Consider the following 17,871-nt stretch of genomic DNA (forward strand, 5'->3'; position numbering starts at 1 on the left):
GTTTTGCTGGAGACACCAATGTTCCGTCCCGCGCTGTTGATCACCCTGTTCCTGAGCAGCGCCGCCGTCGCGCAGACGCCGCCGCCCGCCGCGCCCGCGCCCGAAGTCGGCACGCCGTCGCGGACCTTCGGCGCGCGCGACGTCTTCTCGCTCGCGCAGGCCGGCGAGCCGCAGATCAGCCCCGACGGCAAGCGCATCGCCTATACCCGCGCGACCGGCGACATCATGATCGACAACAATCGCAGCGAGATCTGGCTGGTCGACGTGACAAGCGGTCGGCAGACGCCGCTCGGCGTCCCCGGCAGCGCGCGGCCACGCTGGTCGCCCGACGGCAGCCGCCTCGCCTTCACCGCGCGCGCCGAGGGGCAGAAGCCGCAAATCTACGTCCGCTGGCTGAGCAGCGGAACGAGCGCGGCGATCACCGCTTTGCCCGAGAGCCCGACCGACATCGCCTGGTCGCCCGACGGCCGGTCGATCGGCTTCACCATGTTCGTGCCCGGCGACGGCACCAAGCTCGGCGTGCCGATCGCCAAGCCCGAGGGCGCAAAATGGGCCGAGCCGCTCAAGATCATCGGCCAGGTCCATTACCGTGCCGACGGCGCCGGCTATCTGCGACCGGGCTACACCCACGTCTTCGCGGTCTCGGCCGATGGCGGCGCGGCGCGCCAGCTGACGTTCGGCGCGTATGACGACGGGCGCAGCGTCGCGTGGAGCGCCGACGGCAAGCATCTGCTGATCGCCACCAATCGCGGCAAGGATCCCGAGCGCGACGGCCTCAACAGCGACATCTTCACGGTCGACGCCGACAGCGGCGCGCTGCGCCAGCTGACCACGCGCAACGGCCCCGATGAGGCGCCGGTCGCCTCGCCCGACGGCAAGCTGATCGCCTTCGTCGGTTTCGACGACAAGTTGCTCGGCTATCAGAACCATCGCCTCTCGGTGATGAACCCCGACGGCAGCGGCGTGCGGCTGCTTACCGCCGGGCTCGACCGCGACGTCGGCGACCCGCAATGGTCGGGCGACGGCAAGGCGATCTACGTCAAATATGTCGATCGCGGCGTCACCAAGATTGCGCGCGTCACGCTCGACGGGACCGTGACGACGGTCGCCAGCGGCCTCGCCAGCGGCGAGCTCGACCGGCCCTATTCCAGCGGCGATTATAGCGTGTCGCCCGGCGGCGTGATCGCCGCGACGGTCGGCGACGCTGCGCGCCCCGGCGACATCGCGGTCGCCACACGCGGCGGCGCGCTGCGCCGGCTGACCGATCTCAACCGCGACCTGTTCGCGGGCAAGCGGCTCGGCGCGGTGCGGCCGTTGCCGGTCACCTCGTCGGCGGGCGGGCTGCCGATCGACGCTTGGATGGTGACCCCGCCCGACTTCGACCCGGCGCGCAAATATCCGCTGATCCTCGAGATCCACGGCGGCCCGTTCGCCAGCTACGGCCCCGCCTGGTCGAGCGACGACCAGCTCTACGCCGCCGCCGGCTATGTCGTCGTCTACGCCAATCCGCGCGGGTCGACGTCGTACGGCGAGGAGTTCGCCAACCGCATCCACCACAGTTATCCGGCGCAGGATTATGACGATTTGATGAGCGTCGTCGATGCCGCGATCGCGGGCGGCAGCGTCGATCCAAACGCGCTGTTCGTCACCGGCGGGTCGGGTGGCGGGCTGCTCACCGCGTGGATCGTCGGCAAGACCGATCGCTTCAAGGCAGCGGTGACGCAGAAGCCGGTGATCAACTGGACGAGCGAGGTGCTGACCACCGACGGCTATACCTCGATGGCCAAATATTGGTTCGGCAAGATGCCGTGGGAGGATCCCGAGGGCTATTGGCGCCGCTCGCCGCTGAGTCTGGTCGGCAACGTCAAGACGCCGACCGCGGTGATGGTCGGCGAGGAGGACCACCGCACCCCGCCGAGCGAGGCCGAGCAATATTATGCCGCGCTGCAGATCCGCTCGGTGCCGACCGCGCTGATCCGCGTGCCGAGCGCGAGCCATGGCGGGCTCGCCGACCGCCCGTCGCAACTCGTCGCCGAGAATGCCGCGATCCTCGCCTGGTTCGATCGCTACCGACCGCGCTGAGCGCGTGGGGGGTCAGCGCGCAACCGCGAGTAGGCGATACCCCCACGCCGGCAGGCTGACCGTGCTCGCGCCGTCGATCACCACCGCCGACCCGCTGGCCGCATCGACATAGCGGCCAGCGACCGGGCCGTCGCTGAACGACACCGTCTGCGGCGTGGCGGAGAGGTTGAACAAAGCCAGCACCTTGTCGCCATCCTTCTCGCGCACGAACGAGAAGACTTTGGTCGGCGCGCTGTTGACCACCGGCGCCATCCGCGCGCCCCACGGCGCATTCCACAAGGCGGGATGCGCGTCGCGGAATGTGATCAACTGGCGGAACAGCGCGGCATTGGGATGATCGCGCCACGTGATCGGGTCGCGGTCGAAGAATTTCAGCCGGCGCGGGTTGCCCGCTTCCTGCCCGTTGTGGATCAGCGGCATCCCTTCGCCGACGAACGACAGCGCGATCGCGGCGGGGAGCGCGGGGCCGAAGCGCTCGAACTCGGTGCCTTCCCACGCATTCTGGTCGTGATTCTCGGTATAGGTCATCCGCATCGCCTCGGCCGGCCATGCGCTCTGGAGTTCGGAATAATAGAGGAACAGCGCGTTCACGTCGGCCTTGCCGGCGGCGATGTCGGCCATCGCATTGTTCCATTTCCACGCATAGGTCGCGTCGAACGCCTTGGCGTGGACGTCGCGCTGGTCGAATTCGGCGAGCATGAAGACGGGCTTGATGCCGTCGAGCTCGGCGCGCGCATTCTCCCAGAAATCGAGCGGAACATAGCCCGCTACGTCGCAGCGGAAGCCGTCGACGCCGACGTCGCGCACCCAATATTTCATCGCGTCGGTCATGTACTGGCGCAGGCCGGGCTTCGAATAATCGAGGTCGATGATGTCGGACCAGTCCCAGAACGGCGTCGGCCGGTTCGCACCCTTCCAGTCATGCTCGTACCAGTCGGGATGCGCGGTGTGGATGACATTGTCCCACGCGGTATGGTTGGCGACCCAATCGAGGATGACGTGCATCCCCTGCGCATGCGCCGCCGCGACGAACGCCTTGAGATCGTCGACGGTCCCGAACTCGGGGTTCACCGCGCGATAGTCCTTGACCGCATAGGGGCTGCCGAGCCCGCCCTTGCGGTTCTTCTCGCCGATCGGATGGACCGGCATCAGCCACAGGATGTCGACGCCGAGCGCTTTCAGCCGCGGCAATTGCGCCTGCGCGGCGCGGAAGGTGCCCTCGCGCGTGAACTGGCGGGTGTTGATCTGGTAGAGCACCGCCGTCTTGGTCCAGCCCGGATGCTGGAGCGTCACATACGGGCGTGGCTGGTAGCGCGCGTCGATCGCCGTCGCGGGCGCTTGCTGCGCGCTCGCCAAGCCGGGGTTGAGGCTCGCGACCAGCGCCGCAAGCATCCCTGCCAAAGTCGACCGCTGCATTGCATCCTCCCATCTGTCTTTTCGCGGCTATGCCACCGCGTCCGGCCGAGATGGAAAGAATACGTATGAATCGGCCCGGAAGGCTTCAGGCGTGCATTACAACGGCAGCCCGACGTAATTTTCCGCCACCGCGGTCTGCATCGCGGTCGACCCGGCAAGGTAGGCGAGTTCGGCCGATTGCATGCGATGCTCGAACGGGCCGTCCTCGGGGAAGCGGTGCATCAGCTTGGTCAGGAACCAGCTGAAGCGCTCGGCCTTCCAGATCCGCGACAGCGCCTTGGCCTGATAGCCGTCGAGCCCGCTATCGTCGCCGCGCCGGTAATGCGCGATCATCGCCTGGCTGAGATAGGCGACGTCGGACACTGCGAGGTTGAGCCCCTTCGCGCCGGTCGGCGGCACGATGTGCGCGGAGTCGCCGGCGAGGAACAGCCGGCCATAGCGCATCGTCTCGAACACGTAGGATCGCAGCGGCGCGATCGACATTTCGAGCGCGGGACCGCGCGTCACCGGCCCCGCGGCGAGCGGCGCGAAGCGCTCCTCGAGCTCGTCCCACAACCGCGCCTCGGGCCATTGCTCGATCCGGTCGGTCAGCGGCACCTGGATGTAATAGCGGCTGCGCGTCGGCGAGCGCATCGAGGCGAGCGCGAAGCCCTTGGGACCGTTGGCGTAGATCAATTCGGGGTGGCACGGCGGCACGTCGGCGAGGATGCCGAGCCAGCCGAACGGATAGACGCGTTCGAACTCGCGCCGCTCCGCCATCGGGATCGCTTTGCGCGACGGACCGTGAAAGCCGTCGCAACCGGCGATGAAATCGGCCTCGATCCGCTGTTCGACGCCGTCGACGCTGAAGGTCACCGCCGCCCGGTCGTCGGTCAGATCATGCAGCGCGACATCGGTCGCGCCATAGACGATCTCGATCCCGCGGGCCGGCGCCGCATCCATCAGGTCGCGCGTCACCTCGGTCTGGCCGTAGACGGTGACGCGCTTGCCGGTCAGCGCGGCGATATCGATCCGGATCAGATGCTCGCCATCGGCGAGGTTGAAGCCGTCTTCGACCATCCCCTCCGCGGTCAGCCGCTCGCCGAGCCCGAGCTGGTGGAGCAGGTCGGTCGTCCCGCGTTCGAGCACCCCGGCACGGATCCGCCCGAGAACATAATCGGGCGTCTGGCGCTCGATCACGATCACGTCGATCCCCTCGGCGCGGAGCAGATGCGCGAGCAGCAGCCCGGCGGGCCCCGCGCCGATCACGGCGACCTGGGTGCGGCGCGTGCTCATGACGCGAGACGCTCGAGCTGGTCGAGGATGCGGTAGCACGGCATGACCTGCGCGACGCTCGCATTCGGCTCGCGCCCCTCGCGGATCGCCGCGACGAATTCGCGGTCCTGCAGCTCGATGCCGTTGCTCGACACCGCCACGCCCGACAGGTCGATCGGCTCCTCTCGCCCCGTCACGAGATCGTCGTAGCGCGCGATCCAGGTGCCGTTGTCGCAAATGTAGCGGAAGAAGGTGCCGAGCGGCCCGTCATTGTTGAAGCTCAGCGACAGCGTGCAGATCGCGCCGCTCTCGGCCTTCAGCTGGATCGACATATCCATCGCGATGCCGAGCTCGGGATGGAGCGGCCCGGCGATCGCATTGGCCTGGACGATCGGCCCCGCCTGATAGGCGAACAGGTCGACGGTGTGCGCGGCGTGGTGCCACAGCAGGTGATCCGTCCAGCTGCGCGCCTCGCCCTTGGCGTTCATGTTCTTGCGGCGGAAGAAATAGGTCTGCACGTCCATCTGCTGGACGGCGAGGTCGCCCGCGACGATCTTGTCGTGGATGAACTGGTGCGACGGGTTGAAGCGCCGCGTATGGCCGACCATCGCGACGAGACCGGTCTCCTCGGCCTTCGCCAGCACGGATTCGCCGTCGGCGAGGCTGTCGCACAGCGGGATCTCGACCTGGACGTGCTTGCCCGCCGCCATGCACTGGATCGCCTGCTCGGCATGCATCTGCGTCGGGGTGGCGAGGATCACCGCGTCGAGCCCAGGCTGTTCGAGCGCTTCGCTAAGTTCGGTGCAGGCATGCTGCACGCCATATTTGGCGGCGACCGCCTGGGTCGGCTCCAATCGGCGGCCGACGATCGAAACGACCTCGACTCCGTCGATCTTGGCAAGGGCGTCGAGATGCTTTTCCCCGAACGCGCCGGCACCGGCGAGGGCGATCTTCATGGCAATGGCTCCAGAACGATGTGGCCGACGGCGGTGTTCGACGCCGGCACGTGATAATGACGGTGCAGTTCGCGCACCTTGGGCCCCAGCGCGCCGCGCATGATGAGCCACATGACGAGTTCGATCCCCTCGCTGCCCGCTTCGCGCAGATAGTCGATGTGCGGCATGTGCCGCAGCGCCTCTGGGTCGGCGGTGAGCTTGTCGAGGAAGGCGGTGTCCCATTCCTTGTTGATCAGTCCTGCGCGCGGCCCCTGGAGCTGATGGCTCATCCCGCCCGTCCCCCAGATCTGCACGTTGAGATCCTCGGGGTAGCTCGCCACCGCACGCGCGATCGCCTCGCCGAGCAGCCAGCAGCGGTTGCCCGAGGGCGGCGGATAGGTGACGACATTGACCGCGATCGGCACGACCTTGACCGGCCAGGCGTCGACCTGCCCGAACATCAGCGACATCGGCACGGTCAGCCCGTGATCGACCGCCATCGCGTTGATGATCGTCATGTCGAATTCGTCGAGGATGCAGCTCTGCGCGATGTGCCAGGCGAGATCGGCATGCCCCTGCACTTCGGGCACCGGGCGCGGGCCCCAGCCCTCGTCGGCGATCGGGAAGCTGTCGGCGCACCCGATCGCGAAGGTCGGGATGAAGGTCATGTCGAACGCCGAGGCGTGGTCGTTATAAACCAGGATCACGACGTCGGGCTTGGTGTCGCGCTCATAGGCCCGCGCGAACTCGTAGCCGGCGAAGACCGGCTGCCAATAGGGCTCGTCGGCCTTGCCGTTGTCGAGCGCGGCGCCGACCGCGGGGATGTGGCTGGTGGTGATGCCGGCGGTGATGCGGGCCATGTCAGTTCTCCGCCGTCGGCGCGTTGGGGATTTCGGAGGCGATTTCGGCCACCTCGGCGAGCGCCGCTTGCTCGGCGTACGAGCGCAAGCCCTCCGGCGAGCGCCCGCCGCCGAGCATCATCGCGGCATATTCCTCCTGGCTCATGCCGGTCATCGTGCCCGCGGCATATTGGAAGCTCTTGCCGTCGGTGGAGAAGATCTTCGCTAGGAAATAGATGTTGCCACCCGCGTCGAGCATCGCATTGTAATCGCGCGCCAGCACGGCGGCCTTCTGCGCCTCGGTCAGCGGCCAAGCGTCGAGATAGGCGCGCTCGTCGGCCTTGAAGCGCTCGCGATTGTCGGCCTGCATCAGGCTGAAGGCGAACTGGTTGAGGTGGAAGCCTTTTCGCGCGCGCGCCGCGGTGTAGACGCGCGTGCCGGGGATCGTCTCGAGCTCGGCGAGATAGGCGTGGATGTCGCGTGGCGCGGTCATGCCCTTGCCTCCTCGGCAGCGATCAGTCGGCGGATGATCTGCCGCGCGCGCGTGCCGCCCTCGTCGATATTGTAGGCATTGATCTTGAGATCGGGATTGCGCGCGATCGCTTGCTGCTGCGCTTCGAGGATCACCTTGTCCTCGGAAAACACCCCGCCCTGCGCGCGCTTGAAGCGCGCGGTGAAGCCGGGATCGTCGACGTCGAAGCTGCGCGCCATGCCCCAGAAATAGTGCATCGTGCCTTCGCTCTCCGGGGTCATGCAATCGACCACCATCCCGCGAACGCCCTGGTCATGGCTTTCGAGCGTCGCGCCCGCGCCGACCGGCGCCACGCCAACGTCGATCATCACCGACGAGGGCGCGAGGAATTCGCAGATCTGCCAGCGGTCGACCGGCCCCGGTTGCTTGAGCGCACCGCGCCAGAAGGGCGGCGCATCGACGCCCGGCATCCAGCGCGCGACATAGGCGCGGTCGCCCTCGACGCGGGTCTGGAGCGGTGCCTCCATCAGTTCGGGCTGGCCGATCGAGCCCGAATGGACGTGCGTCTCGTGCGTCAGGTCCATCAGATTGTCGATCATCAGCCGGTAATCGGCTTCGACATGGTAATAGCCGCCGTCGAAGGTCCAGCCCGGCGTCGAGCATGGCCACAGATCGGGAATCAGCGCCTCGTCAGCGCGTGCCTTGTCGCCGACCCACAGCCACACGAAGCGATGCTTCTCGGCGACGACATAGGTCTCGGCGCAGACGCGCGTGTTCACGCGGTCGGTCTTGAGCGGCATCTCCTCGGCGACGCCGTCGGGGCCGAGCTTCAGCCCATGATATTTGCAGCGAATCGAATCGCCCTCGCGGATCCCCATCGACAGCGGCAGCAAACGGTGCGGGCAGGCATCGCGCATCGCCACGACCTGCCGGTCGAGCTTGCGGTAGAGCATCACCGGCACGCCGCAGATCGTGCGCGCGAGTGGAGTGTGGTCGACTTCGCTATCCCAGCCGGCGACGTACCAGGCGTTGGTGACCCAGGTGCTCACAATCCGCGCTCCTTCAATTTGGCATCGAGCCGCGGGAAGACGCGGCGCGCATTGCCCGCGAAGATCGCGGCGCGCTCGTCTTCGGGAATGGCGAGCGCGTCGACATAGCGCTTGGTGTCGTCGAAATAGTGCCCGTTCTGCGGGTCGATCCCGCGCACCGCGCCGACCATCTCGCTGCCGAACAGGATGTTCTTGCTGTCGATCACCTCGGCCAGCAAATTCACGCCGGGCTGGTGATAGACGCAGGTGTCGAAGAACACGTTGTTCATCAGATGCGTCGCCAGATCGGGCTGCTTGAGCATATCGGCGAGGCCGCGATAGCGCCCCCAATGATAGGGCACCGCGCCGCCGCCATGCGGGATGATGAAACGCAGCGAGGGAAAATCGCGGAACAGGTCGCCCTGGATCAGTTGCATGAAGGCGATCGTGTCGGCGGCGATGTAATAGGCGCCGGTGGCGTGCATCGCCGGATTGCACGATCCCGAGACGTGGATCATCGCGGGCACATCGAGTTCGACCATCTTCTCGTAAAAGGGATACCAGAAGCGGTCGGTCAGCGGCGGCGCGGTGAAATGGCCGCCGCCGGGATCGGGGTTGAGGTTGCAGCCGATGAAGCCAAGCTCGGTAACGCAGCGCTCGAGCTCGGCGATCGAGCCGGCCATGTCGGCCTGCGGGTTCTGCGGCAGCATGCAGACGCCGACGAAGGTCTCGGGGTACAGGTCGCAGACGCGCGCGATCAGATCGTTTGACACCTGCGCCCATTGCAGCGCGACGCTCTCGTCGCCGACATGCGGCGCCATCGTCGAGGCGCGCGGGCTGAAGATCGTCATGTCGGCGCCGCGCTCGCGGATCAGCTTGAGCTGGTTGGCCTCGATCGTCGCGCGGATCTCGTCGTCGCTGATCGCGGGGTAGGCCGGGACCGGGGTGCCGGCCTTGAACGCCGCAGTCTGTTCGGCGCGCCACGCGTCATGCTGGGGTGGGGCCGTGGTGTAGTGGCCATGGCAGTCGATCACGAGGGTCATGCGGCACATCCGACAGCAGGAGAAAGCCGCGCATTGAGGAGCGCGAGCGTGGAATCGAGGGTATCGGTGGGGGCGACGCCGAGCGCGCCGATCGCGCGCTGGCGCTCGGTGGTGGCGCGCGCCATTGCCGAGCCGGTGCCGAGCGCATCGAGCGTCTTGACGACTTCGACCATTTCCTCGGCGCGGCGGCCGCCATGGACGATCATCCGTTCGAGATTGTAGGCGCCGCGCTCGGCCCAGGGCCGCGCGCGTTCGCTGGCGTCGAGCGAGGCGAGCACTTCGTCGCGCACCCCGGCAGCTTCGGCGGCGAGCAGGCATTCGGCGGTGAGCGCCTCGAGCCCCTTGACCATCACCGAGCGGATCATCTTGGTCGCACTTGCCGCGCCGATGCTGGCGCCGACGATGCGGACGTTGGTGAAGCCGAACGTGGTCAATGCTTCGGCCCCTGCTTCGGCATGTGGGCCCGCCACGAGCAGCGGCACCTTGCGCCCGAGCGGATGGACCGGCGCCATCACCGCGACATCGACATAGCGCCCGCCGGCCTGCTCGATCGCCTGCGCGGCGTGACGCTTGGTTTCGGGGGCGACCGAGTTGAGGTCGCAAAACAAAGCGCCGGGCGCGATCGACAGCGCGGTTTCTTCGGCGGCAGCGCGCGCCTGGTCGGCGGTGACGAGCGACAGGATTACCGCTTTGCCCGCGACCGCCGCGTGGTTGGTCATCGCGGCTTCTGCGTGGAGCGCGTCGAAGTCCGCCAGCTTGGCGGCGCGCGTCGCGGGATCGGCGAGCTTGCGATCATAGCCCGACGCCGAGAGGCCACCGGCGAAGGCCATCGCCGCCTCTCCAAAACCGATGAAACTGGGATCTTGCGTCGCCATGAGAGCAGGGTGGCGAAGACGCGCCCGCCCCGCCAATCACAATTGGCACCTGCTATCGGTTTTCCGGAAGTCTCGTTTCGCGGACCGCCGCGCGGAGCAGCTGCAGGAAATGCTCCTGCTCGGGCGTCGGGCGCCAATTTTGCCGGACCGAGAGCCCGATCGTCCGCACCGCCTGCGCGATCGGCGCGCCGATCTGGCGCAACACGCCGGTCGCGAGCTCGGGCGCGACCTGGTCGGGCGACAGCAAGGTCAGGAAATCGCTGTCGCGCAGCACGCCGCGGATCACCATCACCGACCCGCATTCGATCGGCGCCACCGGCACCGCACCGTCGGCGAACAGGCCCTGCCACAGCGTACGCAAGGGCGATCCATGCGGCGCGACGATCCACGGATAGCGCAGCAGGTCCGCCGGTTCGGGCGTGCGACCGGCGAGCGGATGACCGACCCGCCCGACGATCACCAGCCGATCCTCGAACAGCGGCGCCTGTTCGAGCCCGGCAGGCGCGACCTCGCGCAGCGCGCCGATCATCACGTCGATCTCGCCATCGAGCAGCGGATCGACCAGTTCGCGCCACGATCCCTCGCGCACGTCAACCGTGACACGCGCCTCGCTCCGCGCGAACGCCGCGATTGCATGCGGCAGGACGAGCGCGCGGCACAGCGGCATCGCGCCGATCGCGAGCCGCTCGGCAGCCCCCTCTGGCAGCGCCTCGACCAGCCCCGCGGCGAGTTCGAGCACCGCCAGCCGCGCCCCGCGCGCGAGCCGCCGCCCGGCATGGGTCAACGCCACGCCGCGGCCACGCCGCTCGACCAAAGGCACGCCATACAGGCTCTCGAGATCGCGCACCGCGCGGTGGACCGCCGGCTGCGACTGGCGCTGCTGCAGCGCCGCCGCCGCAAAGCTGCCAGCATTCGCAAGCGCGAGGTACGCACGCAACTGCGTCGCGGTGATCAATCGTTCGGGGCGCGCAAACCCCCGCGCCCCGCTGCGCGCACTCGCGCGCGACGCTTCGGCGAGACGCGCATAAGCGGCGCGGATCCGCACCACCAGCGCAGCGCCCGCCGCGGTCGCGCTCACGCCGTCGGCGCGGCGATCGAGCAAGGCGACGCCGACCTGCCGCTCGACCTTGGCGATCCCCTGCGTGAGCGCCGGCTGCGACAGATTCTCCGCCTCGGCCGCAAGGCTGATGCTGCCCAGTTCGGTCGCGGTCGCCAACGCATGGAGGTGGCGGAGATTGAGGTCGAGCGGATCGTGCGCCATACCCTCCCATAGTATAAACTTATGGCCGCGCACGAGATTTGATTTGGGGGTTTCGCCTGCGCCGGGCACTCCGACCCCCTGAGGAGAGTGAGCATGGCTGGACGCGTGGTACGCGAGATTTCGCGGGTGGAGCAGAGCGTGATCGATGGTCTCGCCCATGCCGGCGTGGCCACCGTGCACGAGGCGCAAGGGCGCATCGGTCTGCTCGCGCACTATATGCGGCCGATCTATTCGGGCGCGCGGATCGCCGGGTCGGCGGTCACCATCTCGTCGCCGCCGGGCGACAATTGGATGCTCCACGTCGCGATCGAGCAACTGAAGGAGGGCGACATCCTCGTCCTCGCGCCGACCTCGCCGTGTGTCGACGGCTATTTCGGCGACCTGCTGGCGACCAGCGCGATGGCACGCGGCTGTCGCGGGCTGGTGATCGATGCGGGCGTGCGCGACGTGCGCGACCTGAAGGAGATGGGCTTTCCGGTCTGGTCGAAGGCGGTGTTCGCGCAAGGCACGATCAAGGCGACTTTGGGCTCGGTCAACGTGGCCGTGGTCTGCGCGGGCGCGGCGATCGAGGCGGGCGACGTGATCGTCGCCGATGACGACGGCGTCTGCGTCGTCAAGCGCGCCGACGCGCCGGCGGTGCTCGAAGCGGCGCGCAAGCGCGAGGCGAACGAGGAATCGAAGCGCCAGCGGCTGGCGGCGGGTGAGCTCGGGCTCGATATCTACGACATGCGCGGCAAGCTCGAAGCGCTGGGGCTGCGCTATGAGTGACCCCGCCGCCCAGGGCGTGCGCTGCATGTGGATGCGGGGCGGCACGTCGAAGGGGGCGTTCTTCCTCGCCGACGATCTGCCCGCCGATCCCGCGGCGCGCGACGCGTTCCTGCTGCGGGTGATGGGCTCGCCCGATCCGCGGCAAATCGACGGCATGGGCGGCGCCGATCCGCTGACCTCGAAGGTCGCGGTCGTCTCGAAATCGGCGCGCGAGGGCGTCGATGTCGACTATCTCTTCCTCCAGGTGTTCGTCGACCAGCCGCTCGTCAGCGACAGCCAGAATTGCGGCAACATGCTCGCCGGCGTCGGCCCGTTCGCGGTCGAGCGCGGACTAGTGACACCGAGCGGCGATGAAACCCGCGCCGCGATCTTCATGGAGAATACGGAACAGGTCGCCGTCGCCACGCTGCAAACGCCGGGCGGCCAGGTCCGCTACGACGGCGCCGCCGCGATCAGCGGGGTGCCGGGCACCGCCGCGCCGATCCCGCTCGCCTTCCGTGACACCGCCGGCTCGTCGTGCGGCGCGCTGCTGCCGACCGGCAACGGCGTCGACACGATCGACGGCGTCGCGGTCACGCTGATCGACAACGGCATGCCCTGCGTCGTTTTCGCCGCCGCCGATGTCGGCGTCATCGGCTATGAGGACCGTGAGACGCTCGATGCGAACGACGCCATGAAGGCGAAGATCGAGGCGATCCGCCTGAAGGCCGGGCCGCTGATGAACCTCGGCGACGTCACCGAAAAGTCGGTCCCCAAGATGATGCTCGTCGCAGCCCCCAAGGACGGCGGCGCGATCGCGGTACGTTCGCTCATCCCGCACCGCGTCCATGCCTCGATCGGCGTGCTCGGCGCGGTCAGCGTCGCCACCGCGTGCCTGATCGAAGGTTCGCCCGCCGCCGCGCTCGCTCATGTGCCCGAGGGCAACACCAAGACGCTCGGCGTCGAGCATCCCAGCGGCGTCACCGAATGCGTCGTGACGATCGACGCCGCCGGCCAGCCGGTCGAGGCGGGGATGCTGCGCACCGCGCGCAAATTGATGGACGGAGAGGTTTTCGCATGAGCCGCACCAAGACCTGGGTCGATCAGCCGAGCACGCCAAGCTACGTCCCGCCCCCCGGCGCGATCGACGCGCATGTCCACGTGTTTGGGCCCGAGGCAGACTTCCCGTTCAGCCCCAAGGCGAAATATCACCCCGAAGACGCCACCCCAGAAATGCTGTTCGCGCTCCGCGACCAGCTCGGCTTTGCGCGCAACGTGATCGTCCAGGCGAGCTGCCACGGCACCGACAATGCCGCCACCCTCAACGCAATCGCCAAGTCGGACGGTGCCGCGCGCGGGGTCGCGGTGGTCAGCCCCGACATCGACGATGCCGAACTCCAGAAGCTCCACTACGGCGGCATTCGCGGCGTGCGCTTCAACTTCCTCAAGCGGCTGGTCGACGATGCCCCCAAGGACAAGTTCCTCGACATCGCGCGCCGCATCGCCCCGCTCGGCTGGCACGTCGTCGTCTATTTCGAGGCGGACATCCTCGAGGAGCTCGAGCCCTTCCTCGCCGCGATCCCGACGACGATCGTGGTCGATCACCTCGGCCGCCCCGACATCGCGCAAGGCCCCGGCGGCGCAGACATCACGCGCTTCGTGAAGCTGCTCGACGATCACCCCAACATCTGGACCAAGGTGTCGGGCGCCGAACGCCTCTCACCGCAGGGCCCGCCATTCGACGATTTCGTCGCGGTGATCCGCCCGGTGGTGGAGCGCTTCCCCGACCGCGTGCTGTGGGGCACCGACTGGCCGCACCCCAATATGGAGCATCGCATCCCCGACGACGGGACGCTGGTCGATGTCATCCCGCGAATCGCTCCGACTGCCGAGTTGCAGCGCAAGCTGCTGGTCGACAATCCGATGCGGCTGTATTGGCCCGAGCAACTGGGCTGACCCGCCTTTTTTGACCTCGGAGCTGCCATGACCTTGCCGACCCGTACGATCGGCCCGTTCACCGTCTCGGCGATCGGGCTCGGCTGCATGAACCTCAGCCATGCTTACGGCGTCCCGCCAAGCGCCGAGGACGGCACGCGGTTGCTCAACGCAGCGCTCGATCTCGGCTACACGCTGCTCGACACCGCGGCCCTCTATGGCGGCGGCGAGAATGAACGGCTGATCGGGCGCGCAGTGATGCACCGCCGCCGCGAATTCACGCTGTCGTCGAAATGCGTGCTCGACCTGGTCGACGGCAAGCGCATCCTCGATGCCACGCCCGCCGCGATCGCGCGCACGCTCGACGGCGCGCTGCAGCGGCTCGGCACCGACCATATCGACCTCTATTACATGCACCGGCTCGACCGGAACGTGCCGATCGAAGAGTCGGTCGGCGCCCTCGTCCGCGCCAAGGATGCGGGCAAGATCAGCGCGATCGGCCTGTCCGAAATGTCCGCCGAGACGATCCGCCGTGCGCACGCGGTCCATCCGATCGCAGCGGTGCAGTCGGAATATTCGCCCGCCGTGCGCAATCCCGAAGTTGCCGTGCTCGACGCCTGCGCCGAGCTCGGCATCGCGCTCGTCGCTTTCTCGCCGGTGGCGCGTGGGCTGCTCGCGGGCGCGGTCCGCGACGACAGCTATGCCGAGGGCGACATCCGCCGCCCGATGCCGCGCTTCGTCGCGCCGTTGCTGACGCACAACCTCACGCTCGTCGCGCAATTCGATGCGCTCGCGACGCAGGCCGGTCTCACCCCGGCGCAACTCGCGCTCGGCTGGGTGCTGGCGCAGCGGCCGTTCACCGTGCCGATTCCGGGGACGACCAGCCTGACGCATCTCGCCGAGAATATCGCCGCGGCGGATCGCCCGCTCGCAGCGGATCTGGTCGCCGCGGTCGACCGGCTGTTCCCGGCGGGCGCGCTCAGGGGCGCACGCTATCCTGCGGCGATGCAGGCACAGATCGATACCGAGCTGCTGCCCGACGAAGAGCTGGCCGCGCAGCCGGCCTAGCTGCGGTCCGAGCCGGCGGGGCAGGCGCTCCGCTGACCCGCGCACATGGATCCCCCGATCGATATTGCAGCCGCGCTCGCTTTCCGCTATCTCTCATAGCAATAAGGAGAGAGACGATGGCCAGCGATGCTTCGACACTCGCGCGCGACCAGGTGGCGCACGGCGCCCGCTTCGAGCGGCGCAATCCCGTAACCGGCGAGATCGCCAGCAGCGCGCCCGCGGCGACCGTCGCCGACGCCGCTGCCGTGGTCGACGCCGCCGCCGCCGCCTTCCCCGCCTGGTCCGCGCTTGGCCCCAACGCCCGCCGCGCCGCGCTGATGAACGCCGCCGTCGCGCTCGAATCGCGTGCCGACGCCTTTGTCGCGGCGATGATGGGCGAGATCGGCGCGACCGAAGGCTGGGCGCGCTTCAACCTGATGCTCGCCGCTGGCATGGTGCGCGAGGCCGCCGCGCTGACGACGCAGATCAGCGGCGAGGTGATCCCCTCCGACAAGCCCGGCTGCATCTCGATGGCGCTGCGCGAACCGGTCGGCGTGATGCTCGGCATCGCGCCGTGGAACGCACCGATCATCCTCGGCGTCCGTGCGATCGCGGTGCCGCTGGCATGCGGCAATACGGTGGTGCTGAAAGCCTCCGAGCAGTGCCCGCGCACGCACGGCCTTATCGTCGAGGCGTTCGAGGAAGCGCTTCCCGCGGGCGTGGTCGGCGTCGTGACGAATGCCCCCGCCGATGCCGGCGCGATCGTCGGCGCGCTGATCGACCATAAGGCGGTCAAGCGGATCAACTTCACCGGCTCGACCGCGGTCGGCAAGATCATCGCCAAGCGCGCCGCCGAGCATCTCAAACCCGTGCTGCTCGAGCTCGGCGGCAAGGCGCCGCTGATCGTGCTCGACGACGCCGATCTCGACGAAGCGGTCAAGGCCGCGGCGTTCGGTGCGTTCATGAACCAGGGCCAGATCTGCATGTCGACCGAGCGGATCATCGTACTCGACAGCGTTGCCGATGCCTTCGTCGCCAAGTTCAAGAACAAGGTCGCCAGCATGCCGGTCGGCGACCCACGCGCTGGCGCCACTCCGCTTGGCGCGGTGGTCGACCAGAAGACCGTCGACCATGTCCGCGAGTTGATCGACGATGCGCTGTCGCACGGTGCCGAGCAGCTCGTCGGCGGCACCGCCAACGGCGTGCTGATGCCGGCGCATGTCATCGACAAGGTCACGCCCGAGATGCGGCTGTTCCGCGACGAGAGCTTTGGCCCCGTCGTCGGCGTGATCCGCGCGAAGGACGAGGCCGAGGCGATCGCACTCGCCAACGACACCGAATACGGCCTGTCCGCCGCGGTCTTCACGCGTGATACCGCACGGGGCTTACGCGTCGCGCGCCAGATCCAGTCGGGCATCTGCCACATCAACGGGCCGACCGTGCATGACGAGGCGCAGATGCCGTTCGGCGGGGTCAAGGGATCGGGCTATGGCCGCTTCGGCGGCAAGGCCGGGATCGACAGCTTCACCGAACTGCGCTGGATCACGATCGAGACGCAGCCCGGCCATTTCCCGATCTGACGATGGCAATGGCGGAGTCCCCTCCTCCGGTCGCGCCCGGTCTCGAGCATGCGTTCTCGCTGTTCGTCGAGGTTGCCGTGCCGCAGGAGCAGGGGATCGTCGACGGGCGGCAGGTGCGTTTCATCGCGATCACCGGCGGGCGCGTTGCAGGCCCGCGGCTGAACGGCGTGGTGCTGCCGGGCGGCGGCGACTGGCAGGCGATCCATTCGGACGGGCTGGCTTTGCTGGAGACACGCTACGCGATCCGCGCCGACGACGGCACGGTGATCGGCATCACCAACCCGGCCGTCCGCGTCGCGAGCGAGGCGGTCACGCAGCGGCTCGCGCGCGATGAACCGGTCGATCCAGCCGACTATTACTTCCGCAGCACGCCGCGCTTTACCGTGCCCGAGGGCGCGCATGGCTGGCTGCGGCGTACCGTCTTCGTCGGCGTCGGCATCCGCCGCCCGACCCAAGTCGAAATCCAGGTTTTCGCCGTCGCGTGACGGCAATTGTACAAAAAGGAGTATCCGCATGACACAGACCAGCAGCAACGGCGTCGTCGCCTATGAGATCGTCGACCGCATCGCGTGGGTGAGCTTCAACCGCCCCGACAAGCGCAACGCCATGTCGCCGACGCTCAACCGCGACATGATGGAAGTGCTCGACCTGCTCGAATTCCACGACGATGTCGGCGTGCTCGTGCTGACCGGCGAGGGCTCGGCCTGGACCGCCGGCATGGACCTCAAGGAATATTTCCGCGAGACCGAAGCCAAGGGCCTCGCCGGCACGCGCAAGGCGCAGAGCGAGAGCTATGGCTGGTGGGCGCGGCTGCGCTGGTATCAGAAGCCGACGATCGCGATGGTCAACGGCTGGTGCTTCGGCGGCGGCTACGGCCCGCTGTTCGGCTGCGACCTCGCCTTTGCAGCCGAGGACGCCAAGTTCGGGCTCAGCGAAATCAACTGGGGCATCCTCCCCGGCGGCGGCGCGACCAAGGTCGCGACCGAGCTGATGCCGCTGCGGAAAGCCATGTACCACGCGATGACCGGCGAGAATATCAGCGGCACCACCGCCGCCGAATGGGGCCTTGTCAACGAAGCCATCCCGCTCGATCGATTGAAGGAGCGTGTCACCGAGGTCGCCAAGGTGCTGCTCGCCAAGAACCCGGTCGCGCTGAAGGCAACCAAGGACGCCGTCCGCCGCGTCGGCGAGATGACCTATGACAATGCGCAGGACTATCTGATCCGCGCGCAGGAAGCCGCCAACAGCTTCGACGGCGAAGGCCGCAAGGAAGGCATCCGCCAGTTCATCGACGAGAAGAGCTACAAGCCCGGGCTCGGCACGTACGACACGACCAAGACCCAGGGCTGAGGACAGC

Annotated in this window: 17 protein-coding genes; 8 read left to right on the forward strand and 9 right to left on the reverse strand. The window is 68.0% G+C overall.

The genetic code is table 11. The features are described from left to right. The first annotated feature begins 18 nt into the window (after positions 1 to 18). Positions 19 to 2,082 (forward strand): prolyl oligopeptidase family serine peptidase, encoded by a 2,064-nt coding sequence (locus tag U1872_RS09560; RefSeq protein WP_332792643.1) that lies wholly within the window; start codon positions 19 to 21, stop codon positions 2,080 to 2,082. Positions 2,083 to 2,094: 12 nt separating this feature from the next. Here the strand turns inward: U1872_RS09560 and U1872_RS09565 are convergent, their stop codons facing one another. The 9 genes from U1872_RS09565 to U1872_RS09605 form a co-directional block, all read right to left on the reverse strand. Further along, positions 2,095 to 3,498, reverse strand: a complete 1,404-nt coding sequence (locus U1872_RS09565; protein ID WP_332792644.1) for an alpha-amylase family glycosyl hydrolase — start codon at positions 3,496 to 3,498, stop codon at positions 2,095 to 2,097. A 96-nt stretch (positions 3,499 to 3,594) separates the two neighbouring features. Next, on the reverse strand, positions 3,595 to 4,773 hold the full coding sequence (gene pobA / locus U1872_RS09570) for a 4-hydroxybenzoate 3-monooxygenase (RefSeq protein WP_332792645.1): 1,179 nt from the start codon (positions 4,771 to 4,773) through the stop codon (positions 3,595 to 3,597). Beyond that, positions 4,770 to 5,708: a Gfo/Idh/MocA family oxidoreductase gene (locus U1872_RS09575; protein ID WP_332792646.1), complete on the reverse strand. Its 939-nt coding sequence runs from the start codon at positions 5,706 to 5,708 to the stop codon at positions 4,770 to 4,772. The genes pobA and U1872_RS09575 overlap by 4 nt, the downstream gene beginning before the upstream one ends. Continuing rightward, positions 5,705 to 6,547 carry a class III extradiol dioxygenase subunit beta gene (locus U1872_RS09580; RefSeq protein ID WP_332792647.1) on the reverse strand — a complete coding sequence of 281 codons (843 nt, stop codon included), beginning with the start codon at positions 6,545 to 6,547 and terminating at the stop codon, positions 5,705 to 5,707. The genes U1872_RS09575 and U1872_RS09580 overlap by 4 nt, the downstream gene beginning before the upstream one ends. Position 6,548: 1 nt before the next feature. Further along, positions 6,549 to 7,019 (reverse strand): protocatechuate 4,5-dioxygenase subunit alpha, encoded by a 471-nt coding sequence (ligA, locus tag U1872_RS09585; RefSeq protein ID WP_332792648.1) that lies wholly within the window; start codon positions 7,017 to 7,019, stop codon positions 6,549 to 6,551. Further along, positions 7,016 to 8,047, reverse strand: a complete 1,032-nt coding sequence (locus U1872_RS09590; RefSeq protein WP_332792649.1) for a Rieske 2Fe-2S domain-containing protein — start codon at positions 8,045 to 8,047, stop codon at positions 7,016 to 7,018. Before U1872_RS09590 ends, ligA begins: the two co-directional genes overlap by 4 nt. Continuing rightward, positions 8,044 to 9,069 carry an amidohydrolase family protein gene (locus U1872_RS09595; protein WP_332792650.1) on the reverse strand — a complete coding sequence of 342 codons (1,026 nt, stop codon included), beginning with the start codon at positions 9,067 to 9,069 and terminating at the stop codon, positions 8,044 to 8,046. Before U1872_RS09595 ends, U1872_RS09590 begins: the two co-directional genes overlap by 4 nt. Beyond that, a complete protein-coding gene (locus tag U1872_RS09600) occupies positions 9,066 to 9,944 on the reverse strand; it encodes an NAD(P)-dependent oxidoreductase (RefSeq protein ID WP_332792651.1) in 879 nt (292 codons plus the stop codon). Before U1872_RS09600 ends, U1872_RS09595 begins: the two co-directional genes overlap by 4 nt. Positions 9,945 to 9,996: 52 nt before the next feature. Then, positions 9,997 to 11,205, reverse strand: coding sequence for a LysR family transcriptional regulator (locus U1872_RS09605; RefSeq protein WP_332792652.1), 1,209 nt, complete (start codon positions 11,203 to 11,205; stop codon positions 9,997 to 9,999). Between the two features lie 93 nt (positions 11,206 to 11,298). Between U1872_RS09605 and U1872_RS09610 the strand changes: the two genes are divergently transcribed. From U1872_RS09610 to U1872_RS09640, 7 genes are all read left to right on the forward strand, one after another. Beyond that, the gene (locus U1872_RS09610) at positions 11,299 to 11,973 is read left to right on the forward strand and encodes a 4-carboxy-4-hydroxy-2-oxoadipate aldolase/oxaloacetate decarboxylase (protein WP_332792653.1); all 675 of its coding nucleotides are present in this window, start codon (positions 11,299 to 11,301) and stop codon (positions 11,971 to 11,973) included. Next, the gene (locus U1872_RS09615) at positions 11,966 to 13,033 is read left to right on the forward strand and encodes a 4-oxalomesaconate tautomerase (protein ID WP_332792654.1); all 1,068 of its coding nucleotides are present in this window, start codon (positions 11,966 to 11,968) and stop codon (positions 13,031 to 13,033) included. Before U1872_RS09610 ends, U1872_RS09615 begins: the two co-directional genes overlap by 8 nt. After that, positions 13,030 to 13,908 (forward strand): amidohydrolase family protein, encoded by an 879-nt coding sequence (locus tag U1872_RS09620; protein WP_332792655.1) that lies wholly within the window; start codon positions 13,030 to 13,032, stop codon positions 13,906 to 13,908. Before U1872_RS09615 ends, U1872_RS09620 begins: the two co-directional genes overlap by 4 nt. Positions 13,909 to 13,935: 27 nt before the next feature. Then, the gene (locus U1872_RS09625) at positions 13,936 to 14,955 is read left to right on the forward strand and encodes an aldo/keto reductase (RefSeq protein ID WP_332792656.1); all 1,020 of its coding nucleotides are present in this window, start codon (positions 13,936 to 13,938) and stop codon (positions 14,953 to 14,955) included. 116 nt (positions 14,956 to 15,071) lie between these two features. Further along, the gene (locus U1872_RS09630) at positions 15,072 to 16,514 is read left to right on the forward strand and encodes an aldehyde dehydrogenase (RefSeq protein WP_332792657.1); all 1,443 of its coding nucleotides are present in this window, start codon (positions 15,072 to 15,074) and stop codon (positions 16,512 to 16,514) included. Positions 16,515 to 16,522: 8 nt separating this feature from the next. Then, positions 16,523 to 16,999, forward strand: a complete 477-nt coding sequence (locus U1872_RS09635; RefSeq protein ID WP_332792658.1) for a DUF3237 domain-containing protein — start codon at positions 16,523 to 16,525, stop codon at positions 16,997 to 16,999. A 28-nt stretch (positions 17,000 to 17,027) separates the two neighbouring features. Then, positions 17,028 to 17,864: a p-hydroxycinnamoyl CoA hydratase/lyase gene (locus tag U1872_RS09640; RefSeq protein ID WP_332792659.1), complete on the forward strand. Its 837-nt coding sequence runs from the start codon at positions 17,028 to 17,030 to the stop codon at positions 17,862 to 17,864. The last annotated feature ends 7 nt before the right edge of the window (positions 17,865 to 17,871 follow it).

It is taken from the genome of Parasphingomonas frigoris (assembly GCF_036663815.1).
Lineage (GTDB): Bacteria > Pseudomonadota > Alphaproteobacteria > Sphingomonadales > Sphingomonadaceae > Sphingomonas.

What these genes read in the sequence shown, in the direction of transcription:
- U1872_RS09565 (WP_332792644.1), bottom strand. Translation starts at nt 3,498, where the DNA reads ATGCAGCGGTCGACTTTGGCAGGGATGCTTGCGGCGCTGGTCGCGAGC.
- U1872_RS09610 (WP_332792653.1), top strand. Translation starts at nt 11,299, where the DNA reads ATGGCTGGACGCGTGGTACGCGAGATTTCGCGGGTGGAGCAGAGCGTG.
- ligA (WP_332792648.1), bottom strand. Translation starts at nt 7,019, where the DNA reads ATGACCGCGCCACGCGACATCCACGCCTATCTCGCCGAGCTCGAGACG.
- U1872_RS09600 (WP_332792651.1), bottom strand. Translation starts at nt 9,944, where the DNA reads ATGGCGACGCAAGATCCCAGTTTCATCGGTTTTGGAGAGGCGGCGATG.
- U1872_RS09580 (WP_332792647.1), bottom strand. Translation starts at nt 6,547, where the DNA reads ATGGCCCGCATCACCGCCGGCATCACCACCAGCCACATCCCCGCGGTC.
- U1872_RS09630 (WP_332792657.1), top strand. Translation starts at nt 15,072, where the DNA reads ATGGCCAGCGATGCTTCGACACTCGCGCGCGACCAGGTGGCGCACGGC.
- U1872_RS09620 (WP_332792655.1), top strand. Translation starts at nt 13,030, where the DNA reads ATGAGCCGCACCAAGACCTGGGTCGATCAGCCGAGCACGCCAAGCTAC.
- U1872_RS09560 (WP_332792643.1), top strand. Translation starts at nt 19, where the DNA reads ATGTTCCGTCCCGCGCTGTTGATCACCCTGTTCCTGAGCAGCGCCGCC.
- U1872_RS09615 (WP_332792654.1), top strand. Translation starts at nt 11,966, where the DNA reads ATGAGTGACCCCGCCGCCCAGGGCGTGCGCTGCATGTGGATGCGGGGC.
- pobA (WP_332792645.1), bottom strand. Translation starts at nt 4,773, where the DNA reads ATGAGCACGCGCCGCACCCAGGTCGCCGTGATCGGCGCGGGGCCCGCC.
- U1872_RS09625 (WP_332792656.1), top strand. Translation starts at nt 13,936, where the DNA reads ATGACCTTGCCGACCCGTACGATCGGCCCGTTCACCGTCTCGGCGATC.
- U1872_RS09640 (WP_332792659.1), top strand. Translation starts at nt 17,028, where the DNA reads ATGACACAGACCAGCAGCAACGGCGTCGTCGCCTATGAGATCGTCGAC.
- U1872_RS09635 (WP_332792658.1), top strand. Translation starts at nt 16,523, where the DNA reads ATGGCGGAGTCCCCTCCTCCGGTCGCGCCCGGTCTCGAGCATGCGTTC.
- U1872_RS09605 (WP_332792652.1), bottom strand. Translation starts at nt 11,205, where the DNA reads ATGGCGCACGATCCGCTCGACCTCAATCTCCGCCACCTCCATGCGTTG.
- U1872_RS09575 (WP_332792646.1), bottom strand. Translation starts at nt 5,708, where the DNA reads ATGAAGATCGCCCTCGCCGGTGCCGGCGCGTTCGGGGAAAAGCATCTC.
- U1872_RS09595 (WP_332792650.1), bottom strand. Translation starts at nt 9,069, where the DNA reads ATGACCCTCGTGATCGACTGCCATGGCCACTACACCACGGCCCCACCC.